Raw genomic sequence first — 20,320 nt, forward strand, 5'->3', positions numbered from 1 at the left:
TTACGAAAATATAAGATTTCTAATTATTTTGTTTAGATTAAATTTAAAGTGGTATTTATATTAGAGTAGTTAATATTTAATATATACTTAGGGAGATGAATTAAAGATGAAATCTTTAAAAGGAACTAAAACAGCACAAAATTTAATGAACGCATTCGCAGGAGAGTCAATGGCTAAAAACAAATACCAATTCTATGCTAAAATAGCTAGAAAAGAAGGATTTGCTCAAATAGGTGATATATTTGATGAAACTGCTCAAAACGAAGAAATGCATGGAAAAATATTCTTTAGATACTTATTAAATGATTTCACTGGAGAAGATGTTCAAGTGACAGGTTCTTACGGAATGGGTATGTCTAGTACTTTAGAAAATTTAAAAACAGCAGCAGCAGGAGAAAATGAAGAAGATACTCTTTACTTAAAATTCGCTGCAGATGCTAGAGAAGAAGGATTTGAAGAAATAGCTGCTTCTTTTACTCATATTCATGGAATAGAAGCTCATCATAGAGATAGATTCTTAAGATTAGCTAAGAATATAGAAGAAAATAAAGTATTCGAGAAACCAGAAGTTAAAGAATGGGTATGTACAGTATGTGGATATGTTCATTCAGGAACAGAAGCTCCACAAGTTTGTCCAGCTTGCAAACATCCACAAGGATATTATGAAATAAAAGCTGAAAACTTCTAAGGCTAAGTATATAAAAAAGGTTAAACACATATCATTTATCAATAATGTGTATTTAACCTTTTTTATATTTCATAAATTTTTACTTTCTATACTACTTTATATCGTTTATTCTAACACAAAAAAGCCAGGTATTTTACCTAGCTTTTTTGTGTTTAAAATCTATATACTATGCTTTTTTTACAACGCTAGACTTTAATTTCATAGCTCCAAAACCGTCTATTTTACACTCTATATCGTGTCCATCAGCTGCATCTGGAACTAAACGTATACTCTTTACCTTTGTTCCTATTTTTATAGAAGATGAACTTCCCTTAACTTTAAGGTCTTTAACTACTGTTACAGCATCTCCATCTTTTAATACGTTTCCATTTACGTCTTTTATTACAACTTCTTCTTCAACTGAATCAGTTGGATTCCATTCATATGCACACTCTGGGCAAACTAAAAGATTTCCATCTTCATATACATACTCTGAATTACATTTTGGGCAATTTGGTAAAGTTTCCATAATATTATTTCCTCCGTTCAATATAGTTAATTTTTTTGCTCATAGGCTATATAATATCATAGTCTTCTCATATTGACAAATCTTCATACCGACTAGGCTCAAAGTTAGTATTTATCCTTGCTAATATAATTATTTATTGATCACTTAATACTGTCTATTTTAATATTTTCTGATAAGTATCAAATTATTAATACTTTAAATCTCAAACTAATATAATTAAACATAGAATTACTTAACTAATAGAAATAATTTTACTAATACAACTTAGCTTCACTAAGTATTCTATTATAATTTCTATTTATTAGAATTGTAATTTTCACATTAAAATAACAATGTGATTTTTAGATAAATAATTTGGAGGATATCAATATGAAAAATAAGATTTTTAATGTTTTATATAATACAATATTTCGTAATCATAATAAAAACAATATAAAAATAAAGTCAATAGCATCAAGACAAATTCCTTATGAAATTGAAGTTATCGCTGAAAATTTATATGTACCTTGGGCTATAGATATAAGCAATGAAGGTAACATATATTTTACAGAAAGATCTGGTGCTGTTAGAATTATTGAAAATGAGAAACTTAATCCACAGCCACTCATCACATTTAGTTCTCCCTTTATAAGTCAAGGAGAAGGGGGATTAATGGGTATTGCCTTAGATCCAAACTTTTCAAATAACCATTATATTTATATTATGCATTCATATCTAGAAGCTAACCAAGTCTATAATCGTATCATTAGATTGGTAGAAAATAATAATATAGCATCCATTGACCAGATTATTCTAGATAAAATTCCTGGAGGAAGTATTCATAATGGAGGAAGAATAAAGATAGGTCCAGACCAAAAATTATATATAACAACAGGAGATGCCGGAAATCCTGCATTAGCACAAGACCCTACAAGCACCGCTGGAAAGATACTTCGAATAGAATTAGACGGAAGTATTCCTAAAGATAATCCAATTATTAACTCTCCTATTTATAGCTTAGGTCATAGAAACCCTCAAGGCTTAGCATGGAATTCAAAAAATGTATTGTATGCATCAGAGCATGGGCAATCAGCGCACGACGAAATAAACATAATACAACCAGGAGCCAATTATGGGTGGCCTATCGTTCAAGGAGATGAAGAATCTACAGAAGTTATAACACAAAAACCTTTGATACATAGCGGTGAAGTTACATGGGCTCCATCTGGTATGACCTTCGTAAATCAAGGACCATGGGAAGGAGAATTACTCGTTGCTACTTTACGTGGACAACAGTTGCTTGGTATTTCGCTAAATGGAAAGGGAACAGTAGTTAAGAATGTAGAATCATGGCTAAAAAATGAATATGGACGTTTGCGTGAAGTTGTCCAAGGAAAAGATGGTTCAATTTACCTTGCAACAAGTAATAAAGACGGTAGAGGGAATCCTGATATAAATGATGATAGAATTTTCCGCCTCACTCCAAAATAAAAACACAATTTCTAAATATACTTTCTTATGGCATAATCAAATTATTTTCTAAATAATTAAAGTAATTAAAATATAGGAGCTTACCTTTGATTTATGAAAAATATAGAATATATGTAAAGAGGTCTATAAAATATATTTTATAGACCCTATTAAACTTAATTCTCTTTTTTATGCAATTATATTTTTAATCACAGTAAATTTTTATCTATTTTTATAGAATTTATACTAAAGGTGCTTGAATTTGGGTAGTGAAAAGGAAAATATGAAAATGGCCATCAACAACAGTAGTTTGTCCAGATACTAAATGAACATGTTTATTAGTTCCTGGTATTGGAATTGCTGGACCAGTTGTAACGCGTATTTGATGGAAATGATCTAAAAAGTCTGTATTGTCATTTCTGATTCTATGAACATGGTTTGTCCCACCATTTATTGGAATAGCTTCTCCTGTAACACCAGCAACTCTATGATTATGTCTGTCATCGCCTTCTTCAGCTAATTTAACACTTTCTGAGTATTCATGAACATGCGTCTGCATTTCGTCTTCTTCATGACAATTACAGCAATTACATTTATGCCAATTCATATGTTTACATTCATCTTCATTATGACATTTACAGCAATTATCTCTATGACAATTCATATGTCTACATTCATCTTCATTATGATATCTCATACATTTAAAGCTGTTACCTCTATTATCATTATCTCTTCTGCATCTATTATTTTGAAAACTCATTCTTTCTCTCTCCTATTATATTATATTAAAAGACTCTTATAAGAAATCTCTTGATATAATATATATGAGCATTTGTCAATTTCGTTCCTATTTCTCGTTAATTTTACATAATTCCCTCCTTTACACACCACTATAATTTTTCGTTTTTTAGTAAACAATTTTCCCTTCACTCTTGATACTTCTTACTTTTTTAGATTCCATTAATATGTATTAATAGTTAGATTATTATTAATCATAATACTCAAGTTAAAATAAAAGATTCTATTCAAAAAATATTATCCTCTTATATATTGAAACATCATCATTCCACTTTATTTCGTCAGAAAGGTGCTTTGGAATTAGTCTATATATTCTAATTTTTTATAAGTTATTGGTTAAAATAACATAAGTATTAAATATTTTAGGCAAAGGAGATATTTTATATGAACTTTTTAAATGGTCAAGAAACACTTAGCACCATTGACTGGATACTTCGTGCTATTATTGCTTTTTTCTTTTTGCTAGCAATTGCAAAGTTATTAGGGCATCGTTCCATTTCTCAATTAAGACTAATTGATTTTGCTATTACTTTAGTAATCGGTAATATTATTGCTCATCCATTGTCTGATGAAAAGCTTGGACTAGAAGGCTCCATCATTACAACACTTGTATTAGTTGTTCTATATATTTTGGGAGTATTCATAGTTCTTAAATTTCCGTACCTTGGAAAAATTATTAATAATCCACCAATCACGCTTATTCAAAATGGTGAAATCCTTTATAACGGGCTAAAAAAAGCACGAATATCAATCGATATATTATTAGAAGAATTACGTGAAAAAAAGGTAGAAGATCTGAAGAAAGTAGCATTAGCAACATTAGAGCCTAATGGTAAAATTTCTATTTTTTTACATCCAGAATATGAGCCCATTACACCTTCACATTTGTCTATTAAAGTGGAACCTTTTGGTTTTCCAAGAACAATTATTAAAGATGGTAAAATTAACTTTGAACAGCTAAAAATGCTTAATAAAGATGAGAACTGGGTCGTTTCCAAATTAGAAAGTTTATATCAAGTCGATGTAAAAAATGTTTTACTTGCCACACTTGATAATAAAGATAATTTAAATGTTTTTTTATATAAATAATCCATTGAGGCATAAACATATCCATATACACAGATTAGTTTAAGCCTCTTTTATTCTAAGAATATCATTTATCTATAATGCTGTTATCAGAAACTTACTCTACGGATCTTATTTTTATTTAGTTTGTTATTTATCTCACTTACATACCTTTTTAAACCAATGAAAAATATCACCTTCTATATTTACATTTATCTGTCTCTTAGCAACATAACTACGTATTAAATGCCTTATCTAACTACTTCAAAATATCTATAATTGCTCTTTCATCCAATTGAACTAAATTCAAAATTAATATATTAATTTTGAATTTTATCCTTAAAAATCTAATAGAATTTTTTTATTTACTAAGTTGACAAAATCCTATATTTTTTAATATTTATTATATATAAAAACCCGTATCACTTCGTTGTGATACGGGTTTTTGTAATAACCTTAAATAAAACTATTGGTTAAATTACTACTTTAGTATAATTTTTTAAATGTATTTTAAATTACATAGCTCTAGCAGGGAATATTGCATCTAAAACTCCAATAACTATAGCTGCAAGTATTGCGCCTATAATAGTTACACCCATATCAGGTACTAAAAATTGTGCTAAATATATTATTATAGCTGCAATTATAAACCCTTTTATTCCTTTTCCAAAAGGAGATGCGTCAACTCCCATAAGTAATTCTGCTAAATAATCTAATCCAGATATAACAACTGCAGCTATTAAAAATGACCATATTCCATTGATTGAAAATCCTGGAGTTACAAATGATGTTATCATTAGAATAACTGCGACTAATATAAATCTTCCTATCCATCTTAATAAACTATTATTATTTCCTTTTTTTTCATTATTATCATGTGCCATATAAGCCACTCCTTTAATAAAATTTTATAATTACTTTTTGTTATTAAATCTCTACAAATAAATCTTCAGTATTTATTAAATAGTTCATTTTTAATAATAAATATTTATTATTTTTACATTATAGTTATATATTTACCATTGTGTTAAATATTATTCCTTATAATATTGAAAAACCTTACAATTATAATTTTATTATTATCTAAAATCCTAATAATCCCTATTTTTAATTTTTGTAAGCTAGGTTCGAGTTTAATAGTTAAAGGAGTATATAACAATGAAAAAATTTAAAAAAATTCATTTTTATCATTATTTGTATTAATGCTTATTTTAATTAATTTGATTATCATAAAAACTTTTTATTAATACTCTAATATCTAATAAAATATTACAATACTAAAAAGCCTTCTACTATCAACTATTTTGCTATATAGAAGTATAACTTACCATATATAAATAACACTACCCTATGAATTAATAATATAATTATTATTATACTAAATTCCACTATATCTTACTTCTAATGCACTTCTCTGTACTTTACTCTACGAAACAAATTTTTCTTTATTTTCTCATTTATATTGTCACCTTTAAATTCATTAACTTCAATACAACTAAATGAAAATACAACTTTCTTGTGGGATAAGCACCTTCTCTAAACATATATCATAAAATATTATAAAGTCTATGAAAGGAATGAGAAATATGTTTAATGTTTGTGAACCATATACCTATTCTTACTGGATTAATACACCAATGTATAATATTTATAGAGGATATACATACCCTTACTGGGTTAATGCTCCAATGTATCCATACCCCTTCTGGACTAACACACCAATATATAACTCATACTTTAAGAGACAAACTACTAAATTGAAGGATTATGGAGCAGAGCCATTTACAGTTAATATTGATGAAGCTACTAAGCAAAACAATACTTTTCGTACCGCTTTATGGACAGGAAACAATCTGCAAGTTACCTTAATGAGCATCGATGTTGGGGATGACATAGGTTTGGAAGTCCACCCAACAGGTGACCAATTCATACGTATTGAAGAAGGTCAAGGTCTTGTTAAAATGGGTGAGAATAAAGATAAATTGGACTTTGAAAGAGAAGTTCATGATGATTATGCCATCATGATACCTGCTGGTAAATGGCACAATGTAATCAATACGGGTGATAAACCACTTAAATTGTATGCTATCTATGCCCCACCTGAGCATCCACATGGTACTGTTCATAAAACTAAAGCAGATGCAGAAGCTGCTGAGCATAACTCCGAGCATTAATCAAAAGATACTGTAAAAATGGCTTTCTATGTTAAGATTAAATTCTCGTAGGAAGCTGTATTTTACAGCAAAACAAATTCTTCTATTTATGCAATATAAGTATAAACTTTAATATAATTGTTTATAAAATCTAAATTCTATATTTCATTCAGAATATAAAGCATAACTATTCACTATAATTTATATACTTTTATTTAAGTAATCTAATGACTTTCCGTTTTTCATTAATAAATACCAAAAGACCGTATCAATTATTTGATACGATCTTTTTTATCTATCTTATAAAGTTTGTAAATATCTTATCTTCTTTTTCATTTTCTTTAACTTGAGATTTTCCAGCTTCAAGTACTTTCATCATCCAAGCCATATTTTTCCCAAGTACTCTCATTATTTGCATACCTTCTTCATCTTGAGTCACTTCTCCAGGAGTAGTTCCATAAGCTACATTCCAATAATTAGATGTAGGCATTATCATTTCTGAATAATTAATATAGTTATTTAATTGGTCAAATACAGGTATTCCTCCTGATCTTCTTACTGCTACTACACTTGCTCCTATTTTATGTCTAAACATTCCTCCATTTGAAGAAGCTACATAAAAAGCACGATCTAAGAATGATTTCATAGTTCCTGCTATTGCTGAATAATGAACTGGAGATCCTAAAATTATTCCATCAGCTTCTTTCATTTTTTGAACCCATTCATTTACTCCATCAGTTTCTATGACACATCTTTCATTCTGATTTCTTGAACATCCCCCACAAGCTAGACATCCACGTACTAATTTATTTCCTACATGAACAATTTCTACTTCTATTCCTTCTTTTTCTAATTCCGCTGCTACAGTTTTTATAGCATTATAAGTATTTCCGTTCTTATTAGGACTTCCATTGAAAGCAACTACTTTCATAACTTTACCTCCAAACATTGATTTTGCCTATGTGATTATTATATTTGTCATCTAGAAGCCTTACAAGTACGCACTTTTTAGTAAGATTACTTACCTATAGGTAAGATTTTTGAAATAAATATATTTTGAAATAAATAAATTTTTATAAAACTAAAAATAATATATAATATATTCATAAGTAATTTATTATAGTATTACTTTATTAAGAATAATTAGCAGGTAGGTAAAATTAATGGTTTATTATAATGGCAAAGAATTTGTATGTTTATTAGACTTAGCAATGGAATTTATTAAAGGTAAATGGAAATCTATTTTATTATGTAATTTATATAGAGGACCTAAAAGATTTTTAGAACTTCAAAAATCCATTGGAAGTTTAAGTCAAAAAGTTTTAAACGAAAAACTTAAAGAGCTTGAGAATGATGGTTTAATAGAAAAAATAGTATATGCTGAAGTGCCACCTAAGGTAGAATATTTCTTAACTGATAAAGGAAAAGAGCTTTATGAAATTATATCCCCTCTTGAAAATTGGTCTAATAAATACTACCCTAACTTAGATAAGATTCATAAATAAATATTATATAAAAGCAACTATATATTACTTTTATATAATATTTATTTTTTGTTTTATAAGATACAATATCTAATATATATCTAGAAAATAATATACAAATAAAAACCGTATCACTTACTTGGGATACGGTTCTCCGTTACACTTCTAAAAGAGATAATTTTTAGGTTAAATATTTTCAAATCAAGTATTTTCTACAATTATCTTCTCTACTAATTTTACCTCTGATCTAAAACCCAACTTCTTAAGATGTATTACTAGTTCATTCCCATCTATTACCCTATAATGAGACTTTCTAGTAACTTCTACATTGCCAATTATTTTTGCAATTTGTAACGTCTTATATTTATTTTACATAATATTTTCACCTCAATCCAACTATATCTTAACCTATATAATAAGTATGGTGTTGTAATGGATAGTTAGACTTAACATCACTTATGATACTGTTATTTTTACATTATAGTTATATATTTATTAATATATTAAGTATTATATTTTATTCTTAGTATATCTCAAGCAAAATACAATATTTCAGTATCAACCTAAAGAATATTTTGCCTTAATATAGCTAAAACTACATTATACGTAAATTTTGCTATATCAAGGAGGGCATATTATTGAAAGCTATTGTATATGAAGGAATTAAAAATGTAAATGTACGTGATGTAGCCGATCCCAAACTAGAAAAAAGTGATGATATTATTATTAAAGTTACATCTACTGCTATATGCGGTTCAGATCTTCATTTAATTCATGGAATGATTCCAAATCTTAAAAAAAATTCAATCTTAGGTCACGAAACAATGGGAATAGTTGAAGAAGTAGGTAAAGATGTTACTAAATTAAAAAAAGGTGATAGAGTTGTTGTTCCTTTTCCTATATCTTGTGGACATTGTTTCTATTGTGAACATGAGTTATATAGTCAATGTGATAACTCTAATGAATATGGCTCATGTGGTGGTATATTTGGTTATAGTGATACTTTTGGTGGATATGATGGAGGGCAAGCAGAATATTTAAGGGTTCCATATGCTAATGTAGGTCCTATAAAAATTCCTGAAGAATTATCAGATGATCAGGTACTTTTCCTTACGGATGTTTTGCCAACTTCTTACTGGGGTGTTGATAATGCAGGTGTTAAAAAAGGTGATACAGTTGTTGTACTTGGTTGTGGACCTATAGGTCTTTCTGTTATCAAATGGCTTATATTAAAAAATGTAGGAAGAATTATTGCAGTGGATAGAGTTTCATACAGACTTAAGCATGCCGCCTCCTACAAAGGTATTGAGACAGTTAACTTTGAAGATCATGATGATACAGGTGAGTACATAAAAGAAATTACTCATGGTGGTGCGGATGTTATTATAGACTGTGTAGGAATGGATGGTGTAATGTCAAACTTTGAAAAAATTGAAACTCTCCTAAAACTTCAAGGAGGTTCAAAGTCAGCAATTGAAGTTTCATCTAGAGCTGTTAGAAAAGGGGGAACTGTTATGATGGTTGGTGTTTATGGTGCAAGATATAATCTGTTCCCATTAGGTGATTTCTTTTCTAGAAATATCACATTAAAGATGGGTCAATGCCCTGCTCAAGCTTATATGCCTAAAATTTTAGATATAATCAAAAAAGGTGAATATAATCCTACTGATATTATTACTCATAAGTTGTCATTATCTGAAGGTAAACATGCCTATGATATATTTGATAGTAAATTAGATAACTGTATAAAGGTAGTCTTAAAACCATAATTATAAAAACCGTATCACTTACTTGTGATACGGTTCTCTGTACCTTACTCTACAGATCATATCTTTAAGGTCACAATAGTGCCTCTGTTTTTAAATTCTTTATTTTATAATACCAACCAGAAGTTAATGATGCTATTTATATCTACAATAACTTTGATTTACTCCCCTTTTCTAGTGTCATCTTTACTAATGTGTTGTACCCCCATAAATATAAGATTCATTAGTTCTGTTAGGTTTTTCCATTGTGATTCCTTTGAATCGAGGTAATAAAAGTTTTTTGTTCCTTCTCGACGTACATTCACAATCTCTGCTTCTTTGAGTATTTTAAGATGATGAGATACAGCAGGACGTGAGAGATGAGTTTTTTCTGTAATTTCTCCCACTCGAATTCCATTAAAATCACTCTCTAATAGAGTAAGTAAGATCAATTGACTTGTTTCGTCACCGATAGCAGAAATTGCCTTACGACATATTTTAAATTTTGATGTTATTTCTTTTAATCTTTCTTCACATTCTTTTTCCATAAACTTCTCCTCACACTTATAAGTATCTTACATTAGCTGTTTCTTTTTGTGCAGTACGTCTGTATTTCACATCTGGATATCCAAGAACTAGCGTTGTAACCACATAATCATTGCGTTTTAGATTTAAATGTCTTCGTAATTTTGGTGAATGGTTTACTACACTTGTAAAAAATCCACTATATAGTACACCCAATCCACAAGACTCTGCCATTAGTGCCATATTTGATGCTGCAAGCGATCCACTAACCTTATCTTTAGTTACTACCATTATTGCAATAGGTGCCTGTTTAAAAAAGAAGTTATCATCAATCGTAACTTCTTTTGCACTTTTCATAAAAAGGCTTACAATTGATTTTATTCTTCTAAAAAATTTCACTGCTATTTTCTCATACTTACTTTTGTCCTCACCCAAAACAATGTATGATACATTTTGTGCATTTTTAGCACTAGGTGTAAATCTACCTGCCTCAATAATTTTTTGTATAATTTCTGAAGGTAATTTTTTATTTTTAAACTTACGGATAGTTCTTCTTGATTTAATTGCCATTAATAATTCATCTGAATCTAAAACAGGTTGTTTTGAAAGTTCTATTGGTGGTTCATCAAATCCTGTCAGTGTAATAGCTTCTTTTGGACATATTGCTGCACAGTGACCGCACTTTATACAATCTTGATTTTTTATTACTGATTTTTTATCTTTAATAATTATATTATTTACCGGACAATCATTTTTACAAAGGCCACACCCAATGCAAAGATCTTTGTTAACTTCAATTATGTGTTGCTCTTTCATAATATATTCATCTGCCTTTCGTTTATTTGTTTAAACCATTATAACATTTAAATATTTTAAAATTTCATTGGTAAAGAATTTGATTACCATTAAATTTTATTAATAACACTACTTTTAGTTATTATTGTTAGTTTAACTAGCAAGAGTAATATATTTTTAATTACGTACAAATTGAAATTAAAGTAATCGAACTTGATATAGAAATTAATTGCAAAGAAAAAAGCACTCCATCTCGCAAGATTAGTGCTAATTTTTATTAACTTATTCTTATATTAGATTTCAGTTAAGCTATTATCCCTTACTTATGGTGCGGTGCTCCGTTACAGCTTTAAATGAGCACGATTTTATTTCCCTTTTATATCCTATATTCCTCTTATATTTACATCCCTTATTTATTCTTATTTTAAGTATTAACTATTTAAACCGCCAAATTTATTAAACTTAATATGGTGCTTATTTTCTATACATCTCCAACATAGCTACGTGTTAAATTCGGCATTATAAGTTGTCCGTTATTGCTATATTTTTTATAAATTTTTTTTAATTCATTAACGTAGTTATTATACTGTGAATCATTACTTTTTAGGGCATATGAGGATGATAGATTTCGTCCAATAAATTCATCCATATCAAAAATTAAATTGTTAGGAAAAACTTTTGTTTCATATTTACCGTTAAAAAAATCTGAAAAATCGTCCTTATTAGTTTTACCATACATTCCATCAGAAAAACCTTTGAAATTTGGGCAATATTTGCGATTAACTTCATAGTTTTCTATAACTAATTCATTGTTATTATCTCTAATATTCCAAACCAAAATCACTTTTTCTTCAGGTTTCAAAATACGCTGGCACTCTTTTTTAAATCTTTCCCTATCAAACCAATGGAAAGCCTGTGCAACAGTGATATAATCAACGCTATTGTCGTCAATAGTAGTATTCTCAGCATTTCCATTAACAGATGTAAATCCAAGAAAATTATTTAAATTAGTTTCAGCAATATCACGCATATCAGCATTAGGTTCAATACCATATACCTTACTACCTTTTTCAAGTAGTTGCCGAGTTAAAATACCAGTACCAGAGCCTATATCAGCAATAATACTCCTTTGAGATATTCCTACATCTGTAAAAAGATAATCAATAAAGTCGAAAGGATATGATAGACGATATTTAGAATATATTTTTCCCATACCATTAAATTTATTTTCATTCATATCTCTAACCTCCTAAGCTAATACAAATAATATTGCATATAATTTATGATTTATTCACATTCAGTATATAAGACCATAAAATTCTATCTATATAGAAATATTTTTTATAGATAGATTTCTATAGCTAAGTCTTGTATTCTTCTTTACTAATTATTTCAAAACTATGATTTTTTCCTTTTCATATTGTTTGATAGGATATTTGATAAACTATTTTGCCTACATTCTATAATTCATGACATACAAAGATCTATTTTTATTGTCTAGATTTTTACAAGTCATATACTTCCTTATCTTGAACTGTTTTAGAATAATGCATTCCAAGACAATAAATACATTAGAATTATTATCCCATTAATAAGTAAATCTGAAAATATCTATAATTTACCTTATAATAAAAGACTCACAAATACTTGTAAACCAAGTAATTGCAAGCCTTTTATTAATGTACCTAATGAATCTGAACTAACAATCTATGTTTTATTAACCCCTATTTCATATACTTAAATTTTATCTAACTATTAAAAAATGTACTTATTTATGATATGATTCACCGTATCAGCAATAAGTGAAGTATATATACTAATATTTAAAAGCTAAAAGCTTATTTTTTAATTGATTTTCAATATTTCTTAATTCAACTTCGGCTTCCCTACGTTTTTGACGTCCTTCTGTTTGTATATTAAGTATTTCATCAAGAGTTGAAATTAATGACTCATTTGTAGCTCTAAGTGTTTCAATATCAACAATTCCTCTTTCAGACTCTTTTGCAGTTTCTATAGTTGAAGTTTTTAATATTTCTGCATTTTTACGTAAAAGTTCATTTGTCATATCTGTTACTTCTCTTTGAACTCTTGCAGCATTAGCAGCGTGAGCAACTCCAAGTGCTAAAACCATTTGATTTTTCCAAAGTGGAATAGTATTTATAATTGTAGATTGTATTTTTTCAGACATTAATGCATCATTATTTTGAATTAAACGAATTTGTGGAGCCATTTGTAAAGAAATCATTTTAGTTAATTCTAAATCGTGAATTTTCTTTTCAAAACGATTGCAAAGAGCCACAAAATCATTCAACTCTTGAGCATCCTGAGGGTTCCCACTATTTCTTGCTTTTTCTTGCAATTTAGGAAGTTCTTCCTTTTCTAGTTTTTGAAGTTTCTTTTTACCAGCTAAGATATACATAGAAAGCTCTTTAAAGTATACTTTATTTATTTCATACATCTTATCTAGCATAGCAATATCTTTTAAAAGCTGTATTTGATGCGATTCAAGAACATTACACATTTTACTAATATTCTTATCTACATTTTCATATTTTATTTTCATTTGGGAAATCTTATCCTTACCTTTTTTAAAGAAACCTAAAATTCCTTTTTTCTCTTCGGATTCTTCAAAATTCTTTAATTCATGAACTACACTAGATAATATTTCCCCAATTTCACCTAAATCTTTAGTTTTTACATTATTCAGCGCTGACTGTGAAAAATCAGAAATTTTCTTTTGAGCACCTACCCCATATTGTAAAATAGAATTTGAATCATTTATCTCTATTTTATCTACAAATTGATCAACCATCTTTTTTTCTTCTTCTGTAAGTTGTATTTCATCAATTATTTTTTCTTCTACTTTTTCCTCTTTTACTTTTACATTAAGCACCTCATCTTGGAATGGTTGAAAAGTTAATTCTGGTTTTATATCAATAGACCCTTCTTTGAATTCATCACTCATTTTTAATGCCTCCCTTTTATTTAAAACTTACTTTTTAAAATCGTCTTCTGCTAATCCCTCTTGTTTAAATAATGTTTTAAGAACAGAAATATCTGTAGAAATATCTAAAACAACATCTTCAAATAAATCATCTAATAAATTTTCAAAAGCGCTATTAATAAGATCAATACTCTTTTCAATTTCACTTTTAGCACTTTCTATATTCTCACCTTGAACTAATTGATTGTTTATATCTTTGTACGAACTAATTAATTTTATAGTAATAGGAAGATAATGATTTATAAATTTATTAACTTCTTGTATCTTTTTAGGATTCTTTTCAACTTGAATAAGGATTTGGTTTGAAATGTTTCCTAATTTATCTAACTTTATAGCTATTTCTTCTTTATAAAGATCATTTCTTATACTTTTTATTTGTTCAATATAATTTCTTCCTATTTTAATTGTAGATTCTATTTCTTCTTTTTCTAAATTTTCTATTTCTTCATTTAATTTTTCATTATTGCTCTCTTTAACCATTTGTTGCTTTTTTAAATTTAAATAGTCACCATAAACTTCATCACTTAACATAAAGTAAGTTTTTTCTTCATCTATATGTCCTTCTAAAAACATACCTAAGTCAATCATTTTACTTAGATCTTTAACAACAAAACTCTCTTTTTCTTTGGCAAATTTCGCTAAGTCCTTAATTAAGAAATAACTATTGTCATCAATAAACCTTACATACTTCTTAAAACGTTTTACTCTTTTTCTTAAATTTATTCCTCTTAATAATAAACCTACACTTACTGCAAGGAATAAAAATAGAACTCCAAAAATAATGTTGCTACCTAAAATAATTCCACTGAAGAATGTATTAACTATTAGAAATATCAACACTGAAGAGCCAAAAACTAAACTTCCACTCGCTCCGAATAATATATAAAGTATTCCCGATATACTTCCAGCTGGTCTTTTACTAATATATGTTGATATATTATTTTTAGATTTTTTATTTAAGCCCATATATTTTTCACTATATTCATTAAGCTTTGATTTAAATTGATTTAAGGTATCCTCAGTTTTATCGTTAACATCCTTTTTAAAATTAGCTAAATCTATTGCTTTAAGTGCATTGCTAACTGTAGACATAATTTGGTCTTCTAAATTAGAAAAATCCTTTTTATCCATTATCTTGCCTCCAGATTATTTTTCTTATAATTAACATAAGTCTAGATATATACTATACCGTTATGTTAATATTTTAAGTTTATTATATCTTATAATTTAGCTAATTGTAACTGCTAACTTAAAAGGAATATAATAAATATATTTTATAAATACATTATTACTTATGATACAATACCTTTGCTAATAAATATAGCCTTAAGTAAGTCATATCAACACCTGAGGCTATGTATCTTGCTTATTTATGATACGGTTCTCCGTTACACCCCCAAAGGATGTCGCTTTTTATTCTATTATATTAGTATATTTTTTAATTTCTCTATATCTGTATATGGAAAGAAACTCAAGAATAGATGAAATCACAAATATAATATTTTTTATCATAAGTTGTCTAGTAAGAGCAACTTACCTTGTTTTTAATTTAATCATTTTGGGTATCATAAGATAAGCTACTTTAAAATTTTAAATTGAAAGAGGACATTTTAATATGATAAGCATAATCGGATTAATTTTATCATTATCTTTGATAATATTCTTAGCCTACAAAGGGTATTCAACTATTATTACAGCTCCCTTAGTTGCCTTACTTACAGTATTTTTAATAGGTGGAGATACTAATACACAGTTAATGGTTCATTATACTGAAGTATATATGGGTGGGTTTGCAAATTTCGTAAAGAACTACTTCCCTATTTTCTTAACAGGTGCAATCTTTGCTAAATTAATGGAAGAAGCTCTTTATGCTAAATCCATAGCAAATTTCATTACTAAAAATTTAGGTAAAAATAAAACTATATTAGCAGTAGTACTTGCTGGTGCACTTCTTACATATGGAGGGGTTTCTTTATTTACAGTTGCCTTCGTATTATATCCTATTGCCAATGTTTTATTTAAGGAATCTGATATTCCAAAGAGATTAATTCCAGGAACTATTGCTCTAGGGTCATTTACCTTTACAATGACAGCTCTTCCAGGTACTCCTGAAATACAAAATGTTATTCCTATGAGGTACTTTGGTACAGATACTTTTGCTGCACCCCTTATAGGAATTATAGCTAGTGTATTAATGCTATTACTTGGTATGGCTTGGCTTACATATCGCGTTAGAAAAGCACATGAGAATCTAGAAGGATATGGAAATCATTATATTGAGGATAGCTCTAATGAAGATAAGAATATTCCAAGTATATTTTTAGCAGTAACACCTATATTAATTATATTTTTAAGTAATTTATTCTTTTCAAAAATATTTTACCAATTAATCGATGGCTCTTATTTGAGTAAATATAACTTATCACTAGATAATGTGTCTGGCACATGGAGTGTAATTATCTCTATAGTTATATCCACATTATTTATAATAATAACTAACTTTAGGAAAATTTCTAACTTAAATAAAGTTCTTAATGAAGGTATATCAAATTCCTTTTTACCACTGCTTAGTTCTAGTGCTATTGTTGGGTATGGAAGTGTTATAAAATCATTGCCTGTATTTATTGCTTTGCAATCAATGATATTAAATGTATCCTCTAATCCAATAATTTCAGAAGCTTTATCAGTGAACATAATTTGTGGTATTACAGCATCTGCCTCTGGAGGACTTACTATAACACTAGATGCTCTATCATCTACCTTTATAGCAATGAGTCAATCCCTTAATATTTCTCCTGAAATAATGCATAGAATAGCTGCTTTAGCTTCTGGTGGACTTGATACCTTACCTCATAATGGAGCAGTAATAACAACACTTGCTATTTGTAGCCTTACTCATAAGGATTCCTATAAAGATATTTTTATTACCTCTGTTGTTATACCTATATTAGTAACCGCATTGGTCGTTATTACTACATCTATATTATATACTTAATAGTAATGGTATAAAAATAACCACACTTTAGAATTTTCAATATATTAAATCCTTAGGTGTGGTTATATATTTAGCATGATCTATGGAAAAATTATCCATTGTGTAAATTCACGCATTCCTTCACGTCTTTTTTCTTATGGATACTAATATTATCACTAGAATCTTTTCAGTATATCACAAGAGAGTTATACTTTACTTGTGATACGGTTCATTATTATTTATTCTAAACGCTCTATAAACTTGCTCTAAAAGTATAAGTTTCATTAACTGATGAGGGAAAGTCATCTTAGAAAAAGATAATTTATAATCAGCTCTCTTCAATACTTCTTCACAAAGCCCTAAAGAACCTCCTATAACAAAAGTTATATGACTATTACCTCTAACAGCTAACTTGCTCATAGTATCTGCTAATTCTTCAGAAGATAAATTCTTTCCATCAATAGCAAGTGCTATAACATAACTATTACTCTTTATTTTTCCTAGAATTTTTTTACCTTCCTTTTCTTTGACTATTAACATGTCCTTTGGACTTAAGTTTTCTGGACATTTTTCATCATCTAATTCTATTAAATCTAGTTTACAATACTTAGATAATCTTTTTGAAAATTCTTCTATTCCTAATTTTAAATACTTTTCTTTTAATTTACCTACGCTAATAACCGTTATATTCATAAGAATTCTCCTTTATTCTCTTTATTTATGTCTTAGTAAGTAATATTTATTTAACTTTGTATATATCTGAAACTTCTTCTCTTAATAAAACATCTAACTTAACATCTTGTCCAACTATTATATCATTTTGAGTAAGTATACTCTTAGATGTCTCATATGCTAGTTCTGGGAAGTTATTTTCTTTACTTAAATGAGCTAATAATATTCTTTCCGTACCGTTATTTATAAGCTCAACACAGAATTTAGCTGCATCTTCATTTGATAAATGCCCTTCCTCTGACATCACCCTCTTTTTTAATGAGTATGGGTAAGACCCCATCATAAGCATATTAGGGTCATAATTTGATTCTAATATTACTAATTTTGATTTATACAAATGTCTTCTTATATTATCATCTATATATCCTATATCTGTAGCTATCGACATCTTATCGTTCCCTGTGTAGAAGTTGTATCCTACTGCGTCCGACGCATCGTGTGGTATTGAAAATGGTCTTATTACCACATCTCCTAAAGAGTAAGTTTTATCATTTTCAAATACCTTCATATTGTTACTTTCTATATTTCCTAATTTGTCTTTCATAGCACACCATGTTTTTACATTTGCAAATATAGGTATATTATATTTTCTAGACATTATCCCTGCACCTTTTATATGGTCTGAATGTTCATGAGTTATGAATATTCCTTTTATTTTTTCCATGTTTATTCCTATATCATCAAGTCCTGTTGTTATTCTCTTTCCACTAAGACCTGCATCTACTAATATTCCTGTATCTTTATATTCTATATAATGGCAATTTCCGCTACTTCCACTTCCTATTGAACAGTATTTTAGCATTTATTCACCTCGTCTTCTCATTGTCATAGATTATATTATACCAAAAAACTCAAGCATTAAATAATTATTTAATGCTTGAGTTAAAATTTACTTGTATTCTTTTATAATTTTATCTATATCTACACCTTTATCATTCCATAACTTTACAAACTCTGCACTACTTACATTTTTGTGCATATATGTAGAGTAATATTCCTTTAAAGTATCAAAAAATACCTTATCTCCCACTTCTTTTCTTACTTCATGGAAAGCTAAAGCCCCTTTAGTATACACATTTAAACTATATTCAATTGAGTTTGAATACCCTGTTACTGGTTTAAATATATCTTCACTACGATAGCTTTTGGCCTGTAACTCCATATTATCTATTAATTTTTTAGCTAGTTTATCTCCATATTTTTTTTCAAAGTATAATATTGTGGAATACTCTGTTAGTGCTTCATCTAGCCAAGGTTCACTTATTTCATTATTTCCAACCACTGAATACCACCATTGGTGCGCTGTCTCGTGTGCAATTACATATTCTAATAAAAACTTATCTCTCTTATTATACAAGCTTTGATCTATCATTATTAAAGTTGGGTATTCCATCCCTCCTATAAAAAAGTCGCTTGCTATTACAGAGTATGTATCATATGGATATTTCCCAAATAATTCACTAAATATCTCCATAGAGCTCTTTGCGATATATGTAGCATCCTTAGATAATTCTTCATTTAAATTATATGTATTAATATTCACTTCATTATATTTATCACTATCAACGTGAAACTTATCACTTAAAATAAAAGCGAAATCTCTAACTTGTCTTGCTTCTACTTCATAAAGAGTCTTATCACTATCAGATGTCTCCTTTACTACCTTCCCTGTGCATCCCATTTTATACTTTTTAGGCAAAAGTATCTTTAAATAGAAGTCGCTTGTATCACTATAAAATGGATCACCTACTGTTTCATAACTATTTAAATTCCATCCGTTGGCATCATTGACACTAGCTATTGGAAACCAATTGGCTACATTTACTGTGTTTTCTCCATACCCAAATCTACCTTGTGAATTAGGTATTTTAACATTGTATTTCATATCTATAGATACTTTATTTCCTGGCTTAATTGAATTTTTTAATTCAACCTCTAGTATATCATTCTTATCACCACTTACCTTATAGGCCATTTTTTTTCCATTATTTAGTATGTTTTTTAAATCTATATATCCTTCATTAAATCCATTTGGATATGCTTGTTTCATTTCAGATTTTTCAAAAGGTGCAAATTCACTCTTTGAAAAGGCATTTGGATATATATGAAAATATAATTTGTCTAAAGTGCTTTTTGTATTATTTACATACTCTATATTTTGGTTACACATTAAACGTTTACTTTCATCATCGAAGACTACATCTATTGTATATCTATTAATCTCTTTTTCATTTGCTAGGTTAGCTGAAGGTATTCCTTTTTTATCATTGTAAAAATATACTCCTCCACTGGCTACTAAAACTAATGCTATTATTCCTACTGATAATAGCTTTCTTACTCTTTTAGTAAAGTTTATTATCAAATCTTCTCCCCCCTGTTTTACATGAATAATTTAAAAGT

At 28.3% G+C, this 20,320-nt stretch carries 19 protein-coding genes; 7 read left to right on the forward strand and 12 right to left on the reverse strand.

What is annotated here, in order from left to right:
- The first annotated feature begins 106 nt into the window (after positions 1-106).
- On the forward strand, positions 107-688 hold the full coding sequence (gene rbr / locus FRIFI_RS13970) for a rubrerythrin (protein ID WP_166506147.1): 582 nt from the start codon (positions 107-109) through the stop codon (positions 686-688).
- Between the two features lie 166 nt (positions 689-854).
- On the opposite strand, the gene FRIFI_RS13975 is transcribed toward rbr, so the two are convergent.
- Positions 855-1,196: a zinc ribbon domain-containing protein YjdM gene (locus tag FRIFI_RS13975; RefSeq protein WP_166506148.1), complete on the reverse strand. Its 342-nt coding sequence runs from the start codon at positions 1,194-1,196 to the stop codon at positions 855-857.
- A gap of 369 nt (positions 1,197-1,565) precedes the next feature.
- Here FRIFI_RS13975 and FRIFI_RS13980 point away from each other — a divergent pair, with 369 nt between their 5' ends.
- On the forward strand, positions 1,566-2,666 hold the full coding sequence (locus tag FRIFI_RS13980) for a PQQ-dependent sugar dehydrogenase (RefSeq protein WP_166506149.1): 1,101 nt from the start codon (positions 1,566-1,568) through the stop codon (positions 2,664-2,666).
- A gap of 220 nt (positions 2,667-2,886) precedes the next feature.
- Here FRIFI_RS13980 and FRIFI_RS13985 read toward each other — a convergent pair whose 3' ends face one another.
- Positions 2,887-3,405, reverse strand: coding sequence for a YmaF family protein (locus tag FRIFI_RS13985; protein WP_166506150.1), 519 nt, complete (start codon positions 3,403-3,405; stop codon positions 2,887-2,889).
- 422 nt (positions 3,406-3,827) lie between these two features.
- Here FRIFI_RS13985 and FRIFI_RS13990 point away from each other — a divergent pair, with 422 nt between their 5' ends.
- Positions 3,828-4,532, forward strand: coding sequence for a DUF421 domain-containing protein (locus FRIFI_RS13990; RefSeq protein ID WP_166506151.1), 705 nt, complete (start codon positions 3,828-3,830; stop codon positions 4,530-4,532).
- Between the two features lie 491 nt (positions 4,533-5,023).
- On the opposite strand, the gene FRIFI_RS13995 is transcribed toward FRIFI_RS13990, so the two are convergent.
- Positions 5,024-5,392, reverse strand: coding sequence for a phage holin family protein (locus tag FRIFI_RS13995; RefSeq protein ID WP_166506152.1), 369 nt, complete (start codon positions 5,390-5,392; stop codon positions 5,024-5,026).
- Positions 5,393-6,094: 702 nt separating this feature from the next.
- Here FRIFI_RS13995 and FRIFI_RS14000 point away from each other — a divergent pair.
- Positions 6,095-6,682 carry a cupin domain-containing protein gene (locus FRIFI_RS14000; RefSeq protein WP_202819464.1) on the forward strand — a complete coding sequence of 196 codons (588 nt, stop codon included), beginning with the start codon at positions 6,095-6,097 and terminating at the stop codon, positions 6,680-6,682.
- Positions 6,683-6,956: 274 nt separating this feature from the next.
- On the opposite strand, the gene FRIFI_RS14005 is transcribed toward FRIFI_RS14000, so the two are convergent.
- A complete protein-coding gene (locus FRIFI_RS14005; protein ID WP_092921625.1) occupies positions 6,957-7,592 on the reverse strand; it encodes a flavodoxin family protein in 636 nt (211 codons plus the stop codon).
- Between the two features lie 232 nt (positions 7,593-7,824).
- Here FRIFI_RS14005 and FRIFI_RS14010 point away from each other — a divergent pair, with 232 nt between their 5' ends.
- Positions 7,825-8,166 (forward strand): winged helix-turn-helix transcriptional regulator, encoded by a 342-nt coding sequence (locus tag FRIFI_RS14010; RefSeq protein WP_166506154.1) that lies wholly within the window; start codon positions 7,825-7,827, stop codon positions 8,164-8,166.
- 617 nt (positions 8,167-8,783) lie between these two features.
- Positions 8,784-9,914, forward strand: coding sequence for a zinc-dependent alcohol dehydrogenase (locus FRIFI_RS14015; RefSeq protein ID WP_166506155.1), 1,131 nt, complete (start codon positions 8,784-8,786; stop codon positions 9,912-9,914).
- A 158-nt stretch (positions 9,915-10,072) separates the two neighbouring features.
- Here the strand turns inward: FRIFI_RS14015 and FRIFI_RS14020 are convergent, their stop codons facing one another.
- The 5 genes from FRIFI_RS14020 to FRIFI_RS14040 all read right to left on the reverse strand — a co-directional run bounded on the left by FRIFI_RS14020 (position 10,073) and on the right by FRIFI_RS14040 (position 15,345).
- Positions 10,073-10,438: an ArsR/SmtB family transcription factor gene (locus FRIFI_RS14020; protein ID WP_166506156.1), complete on the reverse strand. Its 366-nt coding sequence runs from the start codon at positions 10,436-10,438 to the stop codon at positions 10,073-10,075.
- Between the two features lie 16 nt (positions 10,439-10,454).
- On the reverse strand, positions 10,455-11,231 hold the full coding sequence (locus FRIFI_RS14025) for a nitroreductase family protein (RefSeq protein ID WP_166506157.1): 777 nt from the start codon (positions 11,229-11,231) through the stop codon (positions 10,455-10,457).
- A gap of 460 nt (positions 11,232-11,691) precedes the next feature.
- Complete coding sequence (locus FRIFI_RS14030) at positions 11,692-12,447, reverse strand: class I SAM-dependent methyltransferase (RefSeq protein ID WP_166506158.1); 756 nt, start codon at positions 12,445-12,447, stop codon at positions 11,692-11,694.
- Between the two features lie 579 nt (positions 12,448-13,026).
- Positions 13,027-14,175 (reverse strand): toxic anion resistance protein, encoded by a 1,149-nt coding sequence (locus FRIFI_RS14035; RefSeq protein ID WP_092921635.1) that lies wholly within the window; start codon positions 14,173-14,175, stop codon positions 13,027-13,029.
- A gap of 27 nt (positions 14,176-14,202) precedes the next feature.
- A complete protein-coding gene (locus FRIFI_RS14040) occupies positions 14,203-15,345 on the reverse strand; it encodes a 5-bromo-4-chloroindolyl phosphate hydrolysis family protein (protein ID WP_166506159.1) in 1,143 nt (380 codons plus the stop codon).
- 484 nt (positions 15,346-15,829) lie between these two features.
- Here FRIFI_RS14040 and FRIFI_RS14045 point away from each other — a divergent pair, with 484 nt between their 5' ends.
- Positions 15,830-17,209: a GntP family permease gene (locus FRIFI_RS14045; protein WP_166506160.1), complete on the forward strand. Its 1,380-nt coding sequence runs from the start codon at positions 15,830-15,832 to the stop codon at positions 17,207-17,209.
- A gap of 192 nt (positions 17,210-17,401) precedes the next feature.
- Here the strand turns inward: FRIFI_RS14045 and rlmH are convergent, their stop codons facing one another.
- The 3 genes from rlmH to FRIFI_RS14060 all read right to left on the reverse strand — a co-directional run bounded on the left by rlmH (position 17,402) and on the right by FRIFI_RS14060 (position 20,282).
- Positions 17,402-17,881: a 23S rRNA (pseudouridine(1915)-N(3))-methyltransferase RlmH gene (rlmH, locus tag FRIFI_RS14050; RefSeq protein WP_092921641.1), complete on the reverse strand. Its 480-nt coding sequence runs from the start codon at positions 17,879-17,881 to the stop codon at positions 17,402-17,404.
- Between the two features lie 46 nt (positions 17,882-17,927).
- Complete coding sequence (locus tag FRIFI_RS14055; RefSeq protein ID WP_092921643.1) at positions 17,928-18,722, reverse strand: MBL fold metallo-hydrolase; 795 nt, start codon at positions 18,720-18,722, stop codon at positions 17,928-17,930.
- Between the two features lie 87 nt (positions 18,723-18,809).
- Entirely contained in the window at positions 18,810-20,282 is a 1,473-nt protein-coding gene (locus FRIFI_RS14060; RefSeq protein ID WP_166506161.1) for a M1 family metallopeptidase, read from the reverse strand.
- Between the last annotated feature and the right edge of the window lie 38 nt (positions 20,283-20,320).

The sequence above is a fragment of the Romboutsia hominis genome, from assembly GCF_900002575.1.
GTDB lineage: Bacteria > Bacillota > Clostridia > Peptostreptococcales > Peptostreptococcaceae > Romboutsia_C > Romboutsia_C hominis.

Coding starts and splice junctions, on each gene's coding strand:
- rbr (WP_166506147.1), top strand. CDS start 107: ATGAAATCTTTAAAAGGAACTAAAACAGCACAAAATTTAATGAACGCA.
- FRIFI_RS13975 (WP_166506148.1), bottom strand. CDS start 1,196: ATGGAAACTTTACCAAATTGCCCAAAATGTAATTCAGAGTATGTATAT.
- FRIFI_RS13980 (WP_166506149.1), top strand. CDS start 1,566: ATGAAAAATAAGATTTTTAATGTTTTATATAATACAATATTTCGTAAT.
- FRIFI_RS13985 (WP_166506150.1), bottom strand. CDS start 3,405: ATGAGTTTTCAAAATAATAGATGCAGAAGAGATAATGATAATAGAGGT.
- FRIFI_RS13990 (WP_166506151.1), top strand. CDS start 3,828: ATGAACTTTTTAAATGGTCAAGAAACACTTAGCACCATTGACTGGATA.
- FRIFI_RS13995 (WP_166506152.1), bottom strand. CDS start 5,392: ATGGCACATGATAATAATGAAAAAAAAGGAAATAATAATAGTTTATTA.
- FRIFI_RS14000 (WP_202819464.1), top strand. CDS start 6,095: ATGTTTAATGTTTGTGAACCATATACCTATTCTTACTGGATTAATACA.
- FRIFI_RS14005 (WP_092921625.1), bottom strand. CDS start 7,592: ATGAAAGTAGTTGCTTTCAATGGAAGTCCTAATAAGAACGGAAATACT.
- FRIFI_RS14010 (WP_166506154.1), top strand. CDS start 7,825: ATGGTTTATTATAATGGCAAAGAATTTGTATGTTTATTAGACTTAGCA.
- FRIFI_RS14020 (WP_166506156.1), bottom strand. CDS start 10,438: ATGGAAAAAGAATGTGAAGAAAGATTAAAAGAAATAACATCAAAATTT.
- FRIFI_RS14025 (WP_166506157.1), bottom strand. CDS start 11,231: ATGAAAGAGCAACACATAATTGAAGTTAACAAAGATCTTTGCATTGGG.
- FRIFI_RS14030 (WP_166506158.1), bottom strand. CDS start 12,447: ATGAATGAAAATAAATTTAATGGTATGGGAAAAATATATTCTAAATAT.
- FRIFI_RS14035 (WP_092921635.1), bottom strand. CDS start 14,175: ATGAGTGATGAATTCAAAGAAGGGTCTATTGATATAAAACCAGAATTA.
- FRIFI_RS14040 (WP_166506159.1), bottom strand. CDS start 15,345: ATGGATAAAAAGGATTTTTCTAATTTAGAAGACCAAATTATGTCTACA.
- FRIFI_RS14045 (WP_166506160.1), top strand. CDS start 15,830: ATGATAAGCATAATCGGATTAATTTTATCATTATCTTTGATAATATTC.
- rlmH (WP_092921641.1), bottom strand. CDS start 17,881: ATGAATATAACGGTTATTAGCGTAGGTAAATTAAAAGAAAAGTATTTA.
- FRIFI_RS14055 (WP_092921643.1), bottom strand. CDS start 18,722: ATGCTAAAATACTGTTCAATAGGAAGTGGAAGTAGCGGAAATTGCCAT.